This is a genomic window from Pseudanabaena sp. BC1403, assembly GCF_002914585.1.
Classification (GTDB): domain Bacteria; phylum Cyanobacteriota; class Cyanobacteriia; order Pseudanabaenales; family Pseudanabaenaceae; genus Pseudanabaena.
Genome location: NZ_PDDM01000043.1, coordinates 1 through 16,200 on the forward strand (window position 1 = coordinate 1; position 16,200 = coordinate 16,200).

The window sequence follows — 16,200 nt, forward strand, 5'->3', positions numbered from 1 at the left end:
TTCGCTGTAATAACCCAAAATTATTCCTTTTTTCTCTTTGTCTGAGCTTATCCTAATTTGCACAAGTTATTTATTTTTCATTCCTTAGGACTAATAGTAGTCAATAAAAATAATCTTTGAGAGAAGAGCGTAGTAAACAAATCATGGAACTCATCGACCCTACACAAGCAGGATATTAAACCAAAATTAGGATGATTTAAATAGTGTTCGGTCATTTTGTAAATTGGATAATTTAGTGAATTCAATCTGTCAGTTTCTTACTCATAGGACTTACGCAAATCAACCAAGAACTAAAGTTCTTGGCTCAAAGCTCAAGTCAGTTAAAACTGACTAAAGAAAGCCTCAAACCAACCTGTTTCAACAGGTTTAAGCTTTTAGCCCGCAATTTATTGCAGGGCAGATGCGTAAGTCCTAACTCAATAAGAAAGGTTGATACGCAAAGCGTATCAACCTTTTTTAATTTTTGATCGCAGGAGGCATGATTACCTTAGTTGCTAATCCTAAGCTTCGGAGCACTTGGATTGCCCACCAAGTAACATCAACTTCCCACCAACGCCAACCTGCCTTTGCCACATGGGGATAAGCATGGTGATTGTTATGCCATCCTTCGCCATAGGTAACGATCGCAGCCCACCAGAGATTTCGTGAATTATCATTGGTCTCAAAGGTTCTATATCCCCACATATGTGTAACTGAGTTGATAAACCAAGTGCTATGCCACAGCAATACAGATCGCAAACACATTCCCCAGATAATAAACGACCAACCACCGAGAAGATACAGCACAATGCCTAAAGGAATTTGCAATAGTAAATAATACTTGTCTAGCCATAAATAGAAGGGGGCGCGAGCCATTTCAGGGGCATATTTACGATATAGATTCGGATTAAAAAACTCTTCTTTAGGATAGATCATCCACAGCATATGACTCCACCAAAATCCTCTACGTGCGGAGTAAGGATCTTTCTCCATATCTTCAGTATGAGCATGGTGCAAGCGATGACCTGCGATCCAAAAGATTGGTCCCCCTTGCAAAGCCGTTGCACCAACTAAAGCGATCGCATATTCCAGCCATTTAGGAACTTGAAAGCTGCGATGGCTCAATAATCGGTGATATCCCAGACAGATACCAATACTTCCTAAAAACCAATGCAATAAAATCATGGTTCCTAAAGCTGTCCATGAAAAAAACCAAGGTGCTAATAGTGCTAATCCATGAACGATGGCAAAAAAACCTATTGATACCCAACTAAGCTTTAGCGGTTCAGGAGTAGGGGCAGAAGACGCAGGGAAATGCTCTGAAAATAATCTTGTCATGGTTTGTAAACTAATAATTCTAAAGATTGGAAAATGAGCCTCTTATTCCTGAAACTTGGCTATTCGCACCTCGCAACAAGAAACTAAATCCACCAGAAAACTGACCAAATATTGTGTCTAGAGGTGAGGATATACGGCGCTTCACGCCGTATATCCTCACCTCTAGATCCTGTGCTACCAAGATTTGAAAAGAGATACTATTTAGAGAGTATTGGAAGATTTTTCTCTATCTACATTTGAGATATTTTGTGTGGCTGAAGATCCTTGTGCAGATCCTTGCCAAGTACTACAAGCTTGATGAAACTCATAGCGAGGATCTTCTAGAACAGAACAAGGTTGTTCTTGTCCAGTGCAATCTTTGCATTCAATATTGCTCTCACAATGACTAATCAACGGACGAAGCTCATCAAGCAATATTTGCAGTTGCTGAATAGTCTCTTCAATGGATTTTGCTTTTTTGAGAAGACAATCATGTACGGCTTGACAAGTATGTGATTTTCCATCTTTAGCTGCCAAAATTTCTCTGATGTCATCTAAACTCAAACCCATCGCCTTGGTATGGGTGATAAACGCTAATCGATCTATATCCTCTTGGCTAAACAGGCGATAACCTGCTTCAGTTCTATGGGGTGAGGGAATTAACCCAATTCGCTCATAGAAATAAAGCGTTTGAGGATTTAGCCCTAATTTGCGAGAGACTTCACCAACTTGCAGCATTGCTATCCTTGCTTTTTGACATCCAACAACTACAGCTTAGACCTTATACTATGGTATAAGGTCAAGAGACTCGGTAAAATTTCTGTTTTGCAAAGAGATTTCTCGTTAGGGACTTGCGAAAAAATAAAGTCCCAATCCAGATTTCCCAGAATTGGTGGGGCGGCTTCGCCGCCCTACCAATTCTGGTTTTATATTTGGTGCTTTATTAAATCGCACAACCCTTATTAAATGATTTCTGATTCCACTTTGAATTGCGATCGCTGTTGATGAGATTTTCTAAACCTTTCGATCTGCAATTTGTCATTATTTCAACGGTAATCGTGAGCAATCGTAAATTTAGTTGAATTATCGATATATTTGATGATCGCAAGACTTAAGATCTTATGCATACAAACATTTTGTATAGCGAGTTTTGCTTACCTATGGCAAGTCTAAACTCGTTCTAGCCTTCTCAGGAATGGAGAAAAGATCATGGCGATCGCATCAATCAATCCTGTAACGGGAGAAGTATTAAAGACTTTCGAGCCTTTGACGGATCAAGAACTTGATCATAAATTGGCACTTGCTGATCGCGCCTTTGCTACCTATAAACATAGTAGTTTTTGCGATCGCGCCCAATGGATGAACCAAGCTGCCGATATTCTGGAGGCGAAAAAAACAGAATTCGGGATTATCATGACCATCGAAATGGGGAAAACACTGAAAAGTGCGATCGCGGAAATCGAAAAATGCGCTAATCTCTGTCGTTTTTATGCCGAACATGCGTCCCAATTTTTAGCGGACACAATCGCGCAAACCGATGCTAGTCGCACCCTAATTCGATATCAACCTATGGGAATTATTTTGGCGGTGATGCCTTGGAACTTTCCCTTTTGGCAAGTATTTCGCTTTGCTGTGCCTTGCTTGATGGCAGGAAATGTAGGACTGCTCAAACATGCTTCTAATGTGCCGCAATGTGCCTTAGCGATCGCGGAAATCTTCCACGCGGCAGGTGTGCCTGAAGGAGCATTTCAAACTTTGCTGATTGGGGCAGATCGCGTGGCAAATTTAGTAGCGGATAGTCGCGTCAAAGCAGCCACATTAACTGGCAGTGAACCTGCGGGACAAAGTCTAGCTGCGATCGCAGGGCATCATCTCAAAAAGGTTGTTTTGGAACTAGGGGGAAGCGATCCGTTTATTGTTCTGAAAAGTGCAGATTTGGATTTGGCGGTAAGCACCGCAGTAATAGCACGGGTAATGAACAATGGACAGACCTGTATTGCTGCGAAACGATTTATTGTCGAAGAAGCGATCGCCGATCAATTTATTGCTAAATTTGTGGAGAAATTCAAAGCTCTAAAAGTAGGCGATCCAATGCAACCTGAAACTGACGTGGGGCCACTTGCTACACCACAAATTTTAAATGAACTAGATTTGCAGGTGAAAGCCACTGTGGATTTAGGTGCAAAGGTGTTAGTTGGTGGTTATCGCCTGAAAGAGAAAGGTAATTTCTACGCGCCGACAATTTTGACCAATATTCCCTTGGGTGCGCCGCCCTATCAAGAAGAATTTTTTGGTCCTGTCGCGTCCGTGTTTCGGGTGAAAAATATTGATGAGGCGATCGCCCTTGCTAATAGCACTAGCTTTGGTTTAGGGGCAAGCTTTTGGAGTAATGACCATCAGGAAATAGAGACTGCGATCGAACAAATCGAGGCGGGTGCAGTCTTTGTTAATAGTATGGTCAAGTCCGATCCGCGTGTTCCTTTTGGGGGCATCAAGCGATCGGGTTTTGGTCGTGAGCTAGGGCTAGAAGGTATTCGCGAATTTGTGAATATTAAAACTATTTGGATTAAATAAACCCTGTTTGGATTCACACGCTTTGCGTGCAACTCCAAACTTAATTTGTGAGGAAGCTATGAACACCGCAGAATTATTAGTCAAATGTTTGGAAAATGAGGGCGTGGAATATATCTTTGGACTTCCTGGGGAAGAGAATATGGCAGTTCTTAATGCCCTTGAAAACTCATCGATTAAATTCATCACTACTCGCCATGAGCAGGGTGCAGCCTTTATGGCAGATGTCTATGGAAGACTGACTGGCAAACCAGGAGTATGTCTATCGACTCTAGGGCCCGGAGCCACCAATTTGATGACGGGAGTTGCTGATGCCAATTTAGATTGTGCGCCATTAATCGCGATCACAGGGCAAGTGGGAACAGACCGTATGCATACTAATTCCCATCAATACCTCGATCTGGTTGCCATGTTTGAGCCTGTAACTAAATGGAATGCACAAATTGTCCGCCCTAGTATCACACCTGAAATTGTTCGTAAAGCCTTTAAACTGGCTAAATCTGAGAAACCAGGAGCAGTGCATATTGATTTACCCGAAAATATTGCCGATATGGAAGTGACGGGTCAGCCCTTATTGATTAAAGGCGATCGCAATTCGATGTATGCATCCTATCGCAGCCTATCGGAAGCAGCTCTGTTGATTGCTCAAGCAAAAAACCCTTTGATTTTGGTGGGAAATGGTGCGATTCGTTCCCAAGCTAGTCAAGCTTTGACCGACTTTGCAACTCGCTTAAATATTCCTGTGGCAAATACCTTTATGGGTAAGGGTGTCATTCCCTATCGCCATCCTCTGGCGCTCTGGTCAATTGGTCTACAGCAAAGAGATGTGATTAATTGTGCTTTTGATGAAACGGATTTGGTAATAGCCGTTGGCTATGACTTAATCGAATACTCACCGAAGAAATGGAATCCCAAAGGCACAATTCCGATTATTCACATTGCAGAGTTGACGGCGGAAGTTGATAGCAGCTATATGCCACAGGTAGAAATTGTGGGAGATATTTCTGATTCATTAATGGAGATTATGCACCGTTGCGATCGCACAGGAAGGCAAGATCCTCACGCGATCGCCTTGCGTCCAGAGATTCTGGCAACCTATGAGCAGTACGCCCATGATGATGGGTTTCCGATTAAGCCACAAAAGATCATCTATGATCTGCGCCAAGTCATGGCAGCCGAAGACATCGTGATATCTGATGTGGGAGCGCATAAAATGTGGATGGCACGGCATTACCATTGCGATCGCCCTAACACTTGCATTATTTCCAATGGTTTTGCAGCGATGGGGATCGCTATCCCAGGTGCGATCGCCGCAAAGCTAGTCAATCCTGAGCGCAAGATTGTCGCTGTCACAGGTGATGGCGGCTTTATGATGAATATGCAGGAGCTGGAAACTGCCACTCGCATCGGTACGCCCTTTGTGACGCTGATCTTTAATGATGGCGGTTTTGGACTGATTGAATGGAAGCAACAAATCCATTACGGTCGATCGGCTTTTATCAAATTTGGTAACCCTGATTTTGTAAAACTTGCCGAAAGTATGGGTCTTAAAGGCTATCGTGTTACTTCGGCAATGGATTTAATCCCTATTCTTAAGGAAGCTCTAGAGCAAGATGTTCCAGCCGTTATCGATTGCCCTGTTGATTACCGTGAAAACATGCTTTTTTCTCGCAAAGTCGGTGAGTTATCTTGCCCGTTATAAGCAGCTACCCCAGACACTGAATCGCCCGCTGCACAGGCAGTTCAACGTCTGGGGTTAAAAGTTCTGCGCCATTTTGAACTTTAATACAAAAATAGATTTTCAGTCAAAATCATGAATGAGATCAAGGCGATCGCAGTTTTAGAGAAGGTTTCATATATATATCCCAACGCTAAGGACACAGTATTAAAAGATATATCGCTAACGATTAAGAAAGGAGAATTTTTAGGCATAATTGGCGCGACAGGAGCGGGGAAAACTACACTATGTCTGGCACTTACGGGCATCGTTCCCCAGTTTTATGGTGGACGTTTTTTTGGCAAAATTGCGATCGCGGGTTTAGATACCCTCGAACATCCCGTTAGCGAATTAGCACGTCATGTGGGAATTGTTTTTGAAGATCCTGAGATCCAGATTACCGCAACCTCTGTCGAAAACGAAATCGCCTTTGCACTCGAAAATCTCTGCGTTCCCCTCGAAGAAATTTTGCGGCGGATTCCCATTGTTTTAAAATCAGTACGGCTCGAAGGATTTGAGAAAAAGAATCCACAAGAGATGTCGGGAGGACAAAAACAACGCTTAGCGATCGCAGCTGCGCTTGCTCTACAACCAGATTTACTAATACTCGATGAACCGACCTCACAACTCGATCCCATTGGTTCTCAAGAAGTCTTTGCTACAGTCAGGGAATTGAAAGAAGAACTGGGCGTAGCGATCGTGATGGTTTCCCATGCTGCCGAAGAAATGGCAGAATTTTGCGATCGCATTGCCTTGCTCTCGCAGGGGAAATTAATCGCAGTTGGCACTCCAGAAGAAATTTACTCGCAGGTAGATCTGCTACAACACAACAAACTGCGTCCTCCTGAAGTCGCTCAAGCTTTTAGCCAAATCCAGCAAAAGGGAATTAATATCCCCAAGATTCCTGTTACCTTGGAGGCTGGAATTAAAGCCTTAAGTGAACTGCAATCGCAAATTCAACCAATAGAGCCGCCCATATTTACCACTCCCATTCGGAGCAATAAACCGCCCGTTCTCTCAGTCCAAAACCTAAAACATACCTACGATGACGGCACTGAAGCACTCAAAAACATCTCGCTAGATATCCATGAAGGCGAATATGTGCTAATTGTCGGACAGAATGGTGCTGGAAAAAGTACCCTTGTTAAGCATTTCCTGAATTTGCTAAAACCCACATCAGGGAAAGTATTGGTTCGAGATCGCGATACCAAAGATCTATCCGTTAGCGATCTTGCTCAATCCATTGGCTATCTCGCCCAAAATCCTGACAACCAAATCTTTAATACTTCCGTTGAGAAAGAAGTTGCTTTTGCTTTGCCTTTCCTTGGTTATGCGCCCGATATCGTCAAGAAAGAAACCGAGCGCAGTCTTAAAGCCATGCAGCTATGGGAGCAGCGCCATGCTCATCCATTATCTTTACCAAAGGGAGAACGTGGTCGCATCGTTATTGCGGCGCTATTAGCCATGAATCCTGAGATCATCATTTTCGATGAACCGACTACAGGACAAGACTATCAAGGAGCTTCTTCGATTTTAGAAGTCAGTCGTCAGCTACACCGAATGGGAAAAACCGTGATTGTAATTACCCATCATTTGTACCTGATGCCAGACTATGCCGATCGCGCGATCGTTATGGGCAAAGGTACGATTTTGCTGGATGCACCCTTACGCCAAGCCTATCATCAAACTGATTTGCTAGAGTCCACCTACCTCACGCCGCCGCAATCGGTGGAGCTATCGCAAAAGCTTAGTGAAATATGCGATCGCGACTATTCTTTGATTACCCCCACAGAATTTGCTAGTTGTTTTAGTCCATCACAAATTTAGATTATGAAATTACAAACAGTTAAGTATGACTCTCTATTTAAGCGCTTAGATTTTCGCTCTAAGTTGGTGGTGATGCTTGCGGTCACAATTCTTGCTTTCCTATGGGAAAGCCCGATCGCGGGCGGGCTTTTGATGCTGAGTGTGATTGCGTCCTGCGTTCTCGCTGGAGTCAGACTCAATTATTTAGGAACTATTTTAAAAGTAATGATTCCTTTTTACATCTTTCTGATTTTGAGTATGGGATTTTTTAATGTGGAGCAAGTTAAATTACTGACGCATAAAACAGAACTCACAACCCTCTTGAGCTTGCCACAAACATGGTGGTTAGTAGGAAATGCAAAAATGAGTTTAGAAGGAACTCTCTATGGATTAAATATTGTCTTTAAGACTCTGACAATGATTTTGATCATTCCATTGGCAATTTTTACAACGGATGTAAATCAAATGACGGTAGGTATGGTACGCGCCAAAATTCCTTATAAAGTGGTGTTTATCTTTTCATCAACCTTGCGATTTGTGCCACTTTTACTAGAGGAAGTTCAATCAATCATTGAGTCACAGCGCTTACGCGGCTTAAATTTTGAGAAAATGGGATGGCTAAAAAAAGCAAGGGTTTATGCCAAGGTTGCCGTACCTTTAATTCTCAATTCACTCTCGAAATCACAAAAATTAGAAATAGTTTTGCAATCAAAAGGGTTTTCAGGTAGTTCTAATCGTACTTATTTACATGAGTCGGCGTTAACAACTCCTGATTACCTTTTAATGATTGGTTCAAGTTTATTATTTGTAATTGCGATCGCCTTATATTTTGGCTGGGGAATTGGCAAATTTGCTTGGTTGCTCTATACCTAAAAGCGACGTTTTGCATCGCTTTTAGGCTTTAGGATCTAGGCTTTTGGCAAATCAGGAAATGCTTCGGCAACCGCAGCATAAACAATATTTCCATTCTGGATATTTACGCCCTTTGCCAAAGCGCGATCGCGCTTAATCGCGTCTAGACCAAAATCCGCTAACGCACAAGTATAAGGAAGCGTCGCATTAACCAAAGCTTGAGTCGCCGTCCAAGGTACAGCCCCTGGCATATTTGGCACACCGTAATGTAAAACTCCCTCTTCCTCATACACAGGGGAAGTGTGGGAAGTAGGATGCACCGTCTCGATACAGCCACCTTGATCCACAGCAACATCGACAATTACAGAATGCGATCGCATTTTTTGGACAAGTTCACGTTTTACCAATGTCGGTGCGCGTTTGCCAGTGATTAACACTGCACCAATGACCAGATCCGCAGACATCACTGCCTCGGAAATATTGCTGGCTGTGCTATACAGCAACTGAACCCGCGAACCAAACAGAGATTCTAATTCTCCCAGACGATTAAGATTGACATCTAAAATTGTCACCCTTGCGCCCAAACCGATCGCCATTCTCGCGGCTTCAGTACCAACTACGCCACCACCTAGCACCACCACATGTCCTGATCTCACCCCAGGAATACCGCCTAGTAACACACCACTACCACCCTGTTGCTTGGTCAAATAATGCGCTCCAAATTGCACAGATAAGCGCCCCGCGATAATGCTCATCGGCACTAGTAAAGGCAATTGACCATTATCTAATTGCACCGTTTCATAGGCGATACAAGTTGCGCCCGACTTGATTAAAGCGACCGTTAATTGGCGATCTGCGGCGAGATGGAGATAGGTAAAGAGAATTAAGTCTGGATGGAGCAAGTCATATTCACTAGGCAGAGGCTCCTTAACCTTAACCACCATTTCTTGAGCGTAAACTTCCTGTGGCGTTGCGACAATTTTTGCCCCAGCTTGGATATACTCCTGATCGCTAAAGCCAGAGCCAACTCCTGCATTTGTCTCTACAAAAACTTGATGCGATCGCGCTGTTAATGTCACCACACCCGCAGGAGTCATTCCCACCCGAAATTCACGATCTTTAATTTCGCTCGGTACGCCGATCTTCACGGTTATTGCTCCTGAAAATTTAAGACTATGTTGAAAGTGCTGCTTCGCAGCACTTTCAACATAAAATTTATTTGATTTTACTTAAAAGTATCTTTCAAAACTGTACGGGCAGCTAATTGACTTCTAGTTGAAGATAAAATTTCCGCCTCTCGCCGCAACCGACCCGCTGTATCAAGAGTTTCCAGTAATGATTGCTGTTCTAAACTTGCACCCTGAAAGTTGCTGGCGACCCAATAGGATAATTCGATTGGACCACGAGGAATCTTCGGTAACTCTATTTCTTGATCGGTGAGCTTTTGTGATAGACGGATTACGTCATTAAGCAACTCACGTACTTCTGTGGCTAATAAAAATGGTGCGTCGCTACTAGGTTCGTCTTCAATCCACTCGACTAAACCCACTCGATAGGGAGTTTCGCGCACATATTCCAACACTCGAAAGCGCTGTTGTCCCATTGTCAAAAGTTTAAAGCGATCATCAGGCAAACGATGATACTGCACGATTTGAGCAACGCAGCCGATGTTTGCAGGTTTACCTGTCTCTGAATCCCACATTACTACTCCAAACATGCGATCGCTTTCCAGCACAGTATTGATCATCATGCGATAGCGATACTCAAAAATATGAAGCGGTAGCGACTGCCCCGGAAATAGTACCAACTCAGGCAGAGGGAACAGGGGCAATTCGCGAACAGAAATCGATGATGAAGTCATTGTTGCTAAACTTGGCACTAGTTAAGACGTTCTAACTAGTTTAGCTTGAGTTCTATAGCGATCGCCATATCAGGAAATTTTCCGCGCCAATGGCGCAGAAAATTTCAAAAAAGTTATCTAGGGTTTTCTTCATCATGGACATGAAAGCGAAATCTTGCCTGCTGGACGCATGGACGCATCTGCTCGTATAGCTCTCTCACGTCGATTGGTAAGCGCTCTAATAATATTTTAGGAGCAGAGATATCACGGGTAAGCAACAGCATATTTCCAGTGCCCATAATGCGCTGATTTAGGGGTTTCTCTAACTGGATATCATCAACTTGATAAATTTCTAGAGTTTCAATATCTTTCGAGAAAACACCTCTCTCTATAACAATTCGTTGTGAAGTAATCAGATATTGCGTGTTGATTGACTGCAACCAATACCAGATTGCACCGATACCTAATGTAAAGATCGAAATCAGCAACCTTGTCACGCTACCAATAACCGCAGGATGACCTTTAAAGAGAATTCGCTCATCGGGTAGAGGTACTTTTGTCATAGAAAAAATTACTATTTTGAGTCATCTTACAGCGATTTGCACCAGTAATCAAAGAGGAGTCAACGCTAAGCGTTGACTCCTCTTTAAGATTTTTAACTGTAAAATGATCGCTAAGCGCTCGTTTTACAGTTATCTGTTTTTCTGAGCCCATACACGAATAGGCATACCCCAAACATAGATAAAGCCTTCAGCAGCCTTATGATCGAACTGATCAGCACTAGTATAAGTTGCCAAGTCCTCGTCATAAAGGGAGTTGACTGACTGACGACCAACGATAATTGCGTTACCTTTATGGAACTTGATACGGACAGTACCTGATACGCGCTCTTGGCTGCTATCGATAAAAGCATCGAGGGCAGTTTTGAGGGGACTGTACCAAAGCCCGTTATAAATCATTTTGCCATAGGTATCTTCAAGACCACGCTTGTATTGCGCCAAGTCAGAAGGCAAAGCAAGGCTTTCAAGATCGCGGTGAGCATGGATCAGTACCAACATTGCAGGAGCTTCGTAGATTTCACGAGACTTGATCCCCACTAAGCGGTTTTCCACCATGTCGATGCGTCCAACGCCATTGTTACCAGCGATCGCATTTAGAGCCGTAATCAATTCAACAGGCTCAAGAGCTTTGCCATCAATCGCAACAGGAATACCTTTCTCGAAACCAATTTCAGCGTAAGTTGGTTCGTCAGGGGTATCAGCGATTGCCTTGGTCATCGCATAAATTTCTTCTGGTGGCTCATTCCAAGCATTTTCGAGGGGACCTGCTTCGATGCTGCGACCCAGCAAGTTGCGATCGATACTGAATGGTGAAGATTTCTTCACTGGTGAAGCAATCCCAAATCTTTCACCATAGGCGATCGTCTCTTCACGACTCATGCCCCATTCACGGGCTGGAGCCAAAACTTTAATGTCAGGATTAAGTGCAGCGATCGACACATCAAACCTTACTTGGTCATTGCCTTTACCAGTGCATCCATGAGCAACGGCATCAGCACCATATTCTTCCGCCGCTTCCACCAAAATCTTGGCAATGAGGGGACGTGCTAGAGCTGTGGTTAATGGATAGCGATTTTCATAAAGCGCATTGGCTTTAATCGCTGGAAACGCATAGTCTGTGACAAATTCTTTAGTTACATCTCTAACCAGAGAGACAGATGCTCCTGAATCTAGAGCTTTTTGCTTGATGGGATCTAACTCATCGCCTTGTCCTAGGTCTGCTGCAAGGGTAATGACTTCTTCAACACCCCATTCTTGCTTGAGATAAGGAATGCAAACAGATGTATCAACGCCGCCTGAATATGCAAGTACGACTTTTTTCGCCCGACCCATGAATCTCTCCTGAACCCATTGCTAAACCTAAAAAAGTAGCCCGGGTACTACGCCTATCTCAAGCATCCCTTAGTGCTGCTGTCTTCCGACCCTGACACGATTCGGGCGTTGCGATCGCGTAGATCCGAGCCACTCATAAGATTAGCACTAAGCGGGAAAATTACATCAATAGTTAAATAAATTGTTGGGAAATCCACACATAAACAGCTAATCGCAATTAAATATAAAACCCAGAGCCAAAAAGTGTAACGCCCGCACAGCGGGCGTTACACTTTTTGGCTCTGGGTTTTTAATATTATCTTTAGAGGTACTTATCGGTTATAAAGATCGCACTGAAAAGAAAAAGCGGCGCTTTGCTCCGCTTTTTCTTTCATGTAAAGAGATTACGTTTAGATTGCTCAAGCTGCTGCCATAGCTCTTCGATTTGCAAATACGCTTCTTGAGATGAAATTTTGCCACCAGTCTCTAGACTACAAATGATGCTGACACGGTGGGAAAACTCTTGTAAATTGGCATTAAACATCAAGTTTTCTGGCGTAAATGTGCCGTAATAACGAGACTGGGGAAACAGACATTTGGTGGTTGCGGACATAATCTTCCCTCTGTAGATTACAACTGAGAGTGACTCTAGATAGTCTTAAGATCCTGAAAGGCTCCGTGGTGGCGATATGCAGAACGCAGAGCCTTCGTTAGAAACATATTTCGATGACTATGGGTATGAGTATTGGACGTAATTGGTTTTATTAACCTAATCTTAACCTAGATTTAATTTATTATGACCGCCTACTTTGTGATAAGTTCCCTAATTATTTGTGATCTAGATCTCAGTCGAGCCAGTTTTATAGCTACAGGCATTTGTCTTCATACCAAAGCACAAACTTGCTAGGTCAGTTTGTGCTTTTAAAACCCTTATTGGGTTTAGTTTTCAATTCACAAAAGTGTCGTCACACTTTTGTGAATTGGTATTAGCACAAATCGAAACTCAAGACACTATGCACTCAAACCCGAACCAATAAATTTTTGAAAGTGTTGCAAAGCAACACTTTCAAAAATTTATTGGTTCGCTTGATAGAAAACTGCTAGTGGAAATAAGAAATCGCACACACCTCATCCGAGGGGCTGTACCAATCCAGACTGGTAACGGCTATAGAATGAGAAAATGAGTAGTGAGGACATACAATCCATCAAGAGAATGCCCTAATAGGTTTAATGCGTTATGACTGTGCTTAACGTCCAAGTTTAAAAATGCTTACCGAACTTGGCGATCTCTATAATATGACAAAGAATCTTAGTCGATTAGCAAGGCAAAGTGATGCCCATCTTGACTCTAAGGCAAAATATGCTTCTATTTAAACCAGCGATCGCCCTTATGAATCGGCTGAAATACCCCCAAAAGTTTTTTCTGATCAGTTTGCTCTTTGTGTTGCCATTGGCATTGGTGATGAATCTGCTGTTGTCAGAACTTGATAGTCGCATTGAGTTTACCCAAAAGGAAATTTACGGGAATGCCTATCTGCGCCCGATCAGTCAACTATGGCAATACATTCCACAAAGACAATTAATTTTGCAGAACCAATTTTACAAGAGCCTGCAAAGCATTAACCTGACAGCTCAATCGGAAGTACTCCAATTGCAGACGAGAGAATTGGATGATCTACAAAGTCTAATTGATAACGAATTCGCAAGCTTATCAAATGTTGATAAACGACTAGGTGTGACTATTCAAACAGGCGAGAAACTCAAAGATCTTCAGCTTTCATGGCAAGACTTACGGGAGATGACAGGGTTTATAGGCTTTCGTAACCATAATTTATTAATCGAAAAAATTAATCACTTCCGAGTTCACGTAGTTGATTACTCGAATTTAATTCTCGATCCAGATTTAGATACCTATTACCTAATGGATGCGAGTGCCGTTAAGCTCCCAGAGATGCAAAAAATTTTAAATAAGATGATGCAGACCTCTAGGGAAATTGTACTTGACAAAGAAATTACCAACTCAAAAAAAGAACAGCTTATTTCTTTGCTTAGTTTGTTGGAAGAATATAATAACGATTTAACGTCAAATTTGGAACGCGCCTTTAGAAATAATCCTCGAGGCAATTTACGTAATTCTCTGAGCAGTACGCTTCGCATTTTTGCTGCTAATTTAAGTGAGGTAATCGCCAATACAAATCAAATGGTCGGTAAAGACAATAAGTTCTCTTTAGCTGATGGCTTTTATCGACAAGCAATAGGGAGTTCTCTTAAACATAGTTTTACGCTCTCACAGCAAATTACCGATCGCCTTGATGAGCTATTGATCTATCGAATCCAAGGATTTACTCAGCGAAAGCAGTTTATCTTGATTTTTGTGGCAGTGATTTTCGGAGCAATTCTCTATTTGTTTATTGGCTTTTATTTGTCGGTCATGAGAACTGTAAATCAGTTAGATATAGCTTCTAAACAAATGACAATAGGCGGAGCAATATCAATTAATCTTGATAGTAAAGATGAGCTATCGATGGTTGTCCGATCATTTAACAGTGTCGCGATCGCACTGCGAGAGTCCGAAGCAAAATATCGGAGCATATTTGAGAATTCTGTAGATGGGATTTTCCAAACAACTGTTGAAGGCAAATATCTAAGTGTTAATCCAGCGCTAGCTCGAATTTATGGCTATGAGTCAGTAGAGCAAATGCTTGAAGAAATTGTTGATATCCAGAGAGATCTATATGTTGATCGTGATCGTCGTCAGCAATTTCAGTCTCTAATGGAGGCTAATGATACGATTACCAATTTTGAGTCACAGGTATATAAAAGAGATCGCACGACAATCTGGATTAGCGAGAATGTCCGAGCATTACGAGATAAAAATGGCAAAATCCTTTATTACGAGGGAACTGTTGAAGATATTAGTCAGCGAAAGATTGCAGAAATTGCACTGGAGAAAGCTAACAAACAAATTCTGGCTTTAAACGATCTTCTCAAATTAGAAAATCTAAGGATGAGTAGCGAACTAGATGTAACGCGCAAACTCCAGCAAATGATTTTGCCTAAAGATAAAGAACTAGCATTGATCGCAGGATTAGATATCGCAGGATTTATGGAGCCTGCTGATGAAGTCGGGGGTGATTATTATGATGTGCTGCAACAAAACGGGCGAATTAAAATTGGTATTGGCGATGTCACAGGACATGGACTAGAAAGTGGCATGTTAATGATCATGGTACAGACTGCGGTACGAACCTTACTGCAAAGTGAAGAGAACGATCCTGTCCGTTTTTTAGATATCCTCAATCGCACAATTTATGGCAATGTTCAGAGAATGTCATCTGACAAAAATTTAACTCTATCGTTGATTGACTATGAGCATGGGAAATTGATCTTGAGTGGTCAGCATGAAGAAATGATTGTTGTGCGTAAGAATGGAATGCTAGAAAGATTTGACACTATTGACTTGGGATTTCCGATTGGATTAGAGGAAGAGATTTTTGATTTTCTCTCCCAAAAGCATATTGACCTTCAGGAAGGTGATGTCGTAGTGCTATATACCGACGGTATTACTGAAGCAGAGAATGAAGAAAGACAGCTTTATGGATTGGATCGTCTATGCGAAGTCATCTGTCAACATGTCGATGACCCAGCGATCGCTATTCGTCAAGCAGTTATTGCCGATCTGCGATCGCATATTGGTACTCAGAAGATTTATGACGACATTACTTTATTAGTCCTCAAACAAAAATAAAAAAGCTCAAAAGATGAATGACAGCGCGACGCACTGTCATTCATCTTTTGGGGCAAAAAGCACTAAGAATTATACTTTCTCTTCACAGACCCATCGCCATAATGGATGACTTTTTCCTTTATCCTTTATCCTTTTTACTTGATCAATCAGCGATCGCTTCTCTCGTTGATTAACTCCCCACAAAATAATCGAACTCTGCCAAACTAAAGTCGCTAGAGTCATTGCGATACATATCCCCAAGCCCATCATTGGCAGACGATTATAAGCTAAGGTTATACGTACTCCTGCCCATGTAAAAGCGGCAATCCATAGCTCAATGTCTGATCGCAAAGCCCAAATACTCGCAGTTCCAATAGTTAGCCACAGAAACCCATCAAATATCCATCGCAGATAGGTTTGCACTTCGATCAAACGCTGGACTTGACGCTCTAGAAGTTGATCGGATATTTGCTCAGCAGACGCATCAGGAACAATATTGATGTCTTCATCATTCATAACT

General features: G+C 42.4%; 14 protein-coding genes and 1 other RNA gene. 5 read left to right on the forward strand and 10 right to left on the reverse strand.

Annotated features, from left to right (window positions below; translation table 11 throughout):
• Nucleotides 1-77: 77 nt before the first annotated feature.
• The 3 genes from CQ839_RS23260 to CQ839_RS23270 all read right to left on the reverse strand — a co-directional run bounded on the left by CQ839_RS23260 (nucleotide 78) and on the right by CQ839_RS23270 (nucleotide 2,034).
• Entirely contained in the window at nucleotides 78-215 is a 138-nt protein-coding gene (locus CQ839_RS23260) for a PII-interacting protein PipX family protein (RefSeq protein ID WP_146048795.1), read from the reverse strand.
• Between the two features lie 241 nt (nucleotides 216-456).
• Entirely contained in the window at nucleotides 457-1,317 is an 861-nt protein-coding gene (locus CQ839_RS23265) for a fatty acid desaturase (RefSeq protein ID WP_103670687.1), read from the reverse strand.
• Nucleotides 1,318-1,518: 201 nt separating this feature from the next.
• The gene (locus CQ839_RS23270; RefSeq protein ID WP_103670688.1) at nucleotides 1,519-2,034 is read right to left on the reverse strand and encodes a heavy metal-responsive transcriptional regulator; all 516 of its coding nucleotides are present in this window, start codon (nucleotides 2,032-2,034) and stop codon (nucleotides 1,519-1,521) included.
• 471 nt (nucleotides 2,035-2,505) lie between these two features.
• Here CQ839_RS23270 and CQ839_RS23275 point away from each other — a divergent pair, with 471 nt between their 5' ends.
• The 4 genes from CQ839_RS23275 to CQ839_RS23290 all read left to right on the forward strand — a co-directional run bounded on the left by CQ839_RS23275 (nucleotide 2,506) and on the right by CQ839_RS23290 (nucleotide 8,263).
• Nucleotides 2,506-3,870 (forward strand): NAD-dependent succinate-semialdehyde dehydrogenase, encoded by a 1,365-nt coding sequence (locus CQ839_RS23275; RefSeq protein ID WP_103670689.1) that lies wholly within the window; start codon nucleotides 2,506-2,508, stop codon nucleotides 3,868-3,870.
• Between the two features lie 58 nt (nucleotides 3,871-3,928).
• On the forward strand, nucleotides 3,929-5,569 hold the full coding sequence (locus CQ839_RS23280) for an acetolactate synthase large subunit (protein ID WP_103670690.1): 1,641 nt from the start codon (nucleotides 3,929-3,931) through the stop codon (nucleotides 5,567-5,569).
• A 120-nt stretch (nucleotides 5,570-5,689) separates the two neighbouring features.
• On the forward strand, nucleotides 5,690-7,411 hold the full coding sequence (locus CQ839_RS23285) for an energy-coupling factor transporter ATPase (RefSeq protein ID WP_103670710.1): 1,722 nt from the start codon (nucleotides 5,690-5,692) through the stop codon (nucleotides 7,409-7,411).
• Between the two features lie 3 nt (nucleotides 7,412-7,414).
• Nucleotides 7,415-8,263: an energy-coupling factor transporter transmembrane protein EcfT gene (locus tag CQ839_RS23290; RefSeq protein ID WP_103670691.1), complete on the forward strand. Its 849-nt coding sequence runs from the start codon at nucleotides 7,415-7,417 to the stop codon at nucleotides 8,261-8,263.
• 35 nt (nucleotides 8,264-8,298) lie between these two features.
• Here CQ839_RS23290 and ald read toward each other — a convergent pair whose 3' ends face one another.
• From ald to CQ839_RS23320, 6 genes are all read right to left on the reverse strand, one after another.
• Nucleotides 8,299-9,390, reverse strand: a complete 1,092-nt coding sequence (gene ald, locus CQ839_RS23295) for an alanine dehydrogenase (RefSeq protein ID WP_103670692.1) — start codon at nucleotides 9,388-9,390, stop codon at nucleotides 8,299-8,301.
• 77 nt (nucleotides 9,391-9,467) lie between these two features.
• Nucleotides 9,468-10,103: an LON peptidase substrate-binding domain-containing protein gene (locus CQ839_RS23300; protein ID WP_103670693.1), complete on the reverse strand. Its 636-nt coding sequence runs from the start codon at nucleotides 10,101-10,103 to the stop codon at nucleotides 9,468-9,470.
• A gap of 113 nt (nucleotides 10,104-10,216) precedes the next feature.
• Complete coding sequence (locus tag CQ839_RS23305) at nucleotides 10,217-10,645, reverse strand: PH domain-containing protein (protein WP_103670694.1); 429 nt, start codon at nucleotides 10,643-10,645, stop codon at nucleotides 10,217-10,219.
• A 129-nt stretch (nucleotides 10,646-10,774) separates the two neighbouring features.
• Nucleotides 10,775-11,974, reverse strand: coding sequence for an argininosuccinate synthase (locus tag CQ839_RS23310; protein ID WP_103670695.1), 1,200 nt, complete (start codon nucleotides 11,972-11,974; stop codon nucleotides 10,775-10,777).
• Between the two features lie 34 nt (nucleotides 11,975-12,008).
• Nucleotides 12,009-12,105: signal recognition particle sRNA small type (gene ffs / locus CQ839_RS23315), an RNA gene on the reverse strand.
• A gap of 239 nt (nucleotides 12,106-12,344) precedes the next feature.
• Complete coding sequence (locus tag CQ839_RS23320) at nucleotides 12,345-12,566, reverse strand: hypothetical protein (protein ID WP_181016316.1); 222 nt, start codon at nucleotides 12,564-12,566, stop codon at nucleotides 12,345-12,347.
• Between the two features lie 747 nt (nucleotides 12,567-13,313).
• On the opposite strand from CQ839_RS23320, the gene CQ839_RS23325 reads away from it, so the two are divergent.
• Nucleotides 13,314-15,701 carry a PP2C family protein-serine/threonine phosphatase gene (locus tag CQ839_RS23325; RefSeq protein ID WP_103670711.1) on the forward strand — a complete coding sequence of 796 codons (2,388 nt, stop codon included), beginning with the start codon at nucleotides 13,314-13,316 and terminating at the stop codon, nucleotides 15,699-15,701.
• 69 nt (nucleotides 15,702-15,770) lie between these two features.
• On the opposite strand, the gene CQ839_RS23330 is transcribed toward CQ839_RS23325, so the two are convergent.
• Nucleotides 15,771-16,196 (reverse strand): hypothetical protein, encoded by a 426-nt coding sequence (locus CQ839_RS23330; protein ID WP_103670697.1) that lies wholly within the window; start codon nucleotides 16,194-16,196, stop codon nucleotides 15,771-15,773.
• Between the last annotated feature and the right edge of the window lie 4 nt (nucleotides 16,197-16,200).

Coding starts and splice junctions, on each gene's coding strand:
- CQ839_RS23260 (WP_146048795.1), bottom strand. CDS start 215: ATGACCGAACACTATTTAAATCATCCTAATTTTGGTTTAATATCCTGC.
- CQ839_RS23265 (WP_103670687.1), bottom strand. CDS start 1,317: ATGACAAGATTATTTTCAGAGCATTTCCCTGCGTCTTCTGCCCCTACT.
- CQ839_RS23270 (WP_103670688.1), bottom strand. CDS start 2,034: ATGCTGCAAGTTGGTGAAGTCTCTCGCAAATTAGGGCTAAATCCTCAA.
- CQ839_RS23275 (WP_103670689.1), top strand. CDS start 2,506: ATGGCGATCGCATCAATCAATCCTGTAACGGGAGAAGTATTAAAGACT.
- CQ839_RS23280 (WP_103670690.1), top strand. CDS start 3,929: ATGAACACCGCAGAATTATTAGTCAAATGTTTGGAAAATGAGGGCGTG.
- CQ839_RS23290 (WP_103670691.1), top strand. CDS start 7,415: ATGAAATTACAAACAGTTAAGTATGACTCTCTATTTAAGCGCTTAGAT.
- CQ839_RS23300 (WP_103670693.1), bottom strand. CDS start 10,103: ATGACTTCATCATCGATTTCTGTTCGCGAATTGCCCCTGTTCCCTCTG.
- CQ839_RS23305 (WP_103670694.1), bottom strand. CDS start 10,645: ATGACAAAAGTACCTCTACCCGATGAGCGAATTCTCTTTAAAGGTCAT.
- CQ839_RS23310 (WP_103670695.1), bottom strand. CDS start 11,974: ATGGGTCGGGCGAAAAAAGTCGTACTTGCATATTCAGGCGGCGTTGAT.
- CQ839_RS23320 (WP_181016316.1), bottom strand. CDS start 12,566: ATGTCCGCAACCACCAAATGTCTGTTTCCCCAGTCTCGTTATTACGGC.
- CQ839_RS23325 (WP_103670711.1), top strand. CDS start 13,314: ATGCTTCTATTTAAACCAGCGATCGCCCTTATGAATCGGCTGAAATAC.
- CQ839_RS23330 (WP_103670697.1), bottom strand. CDS start 16,196: ATGAATGATGAAGACATCAATATTGTTCCTGATGCGTCTGCTGAGCAA.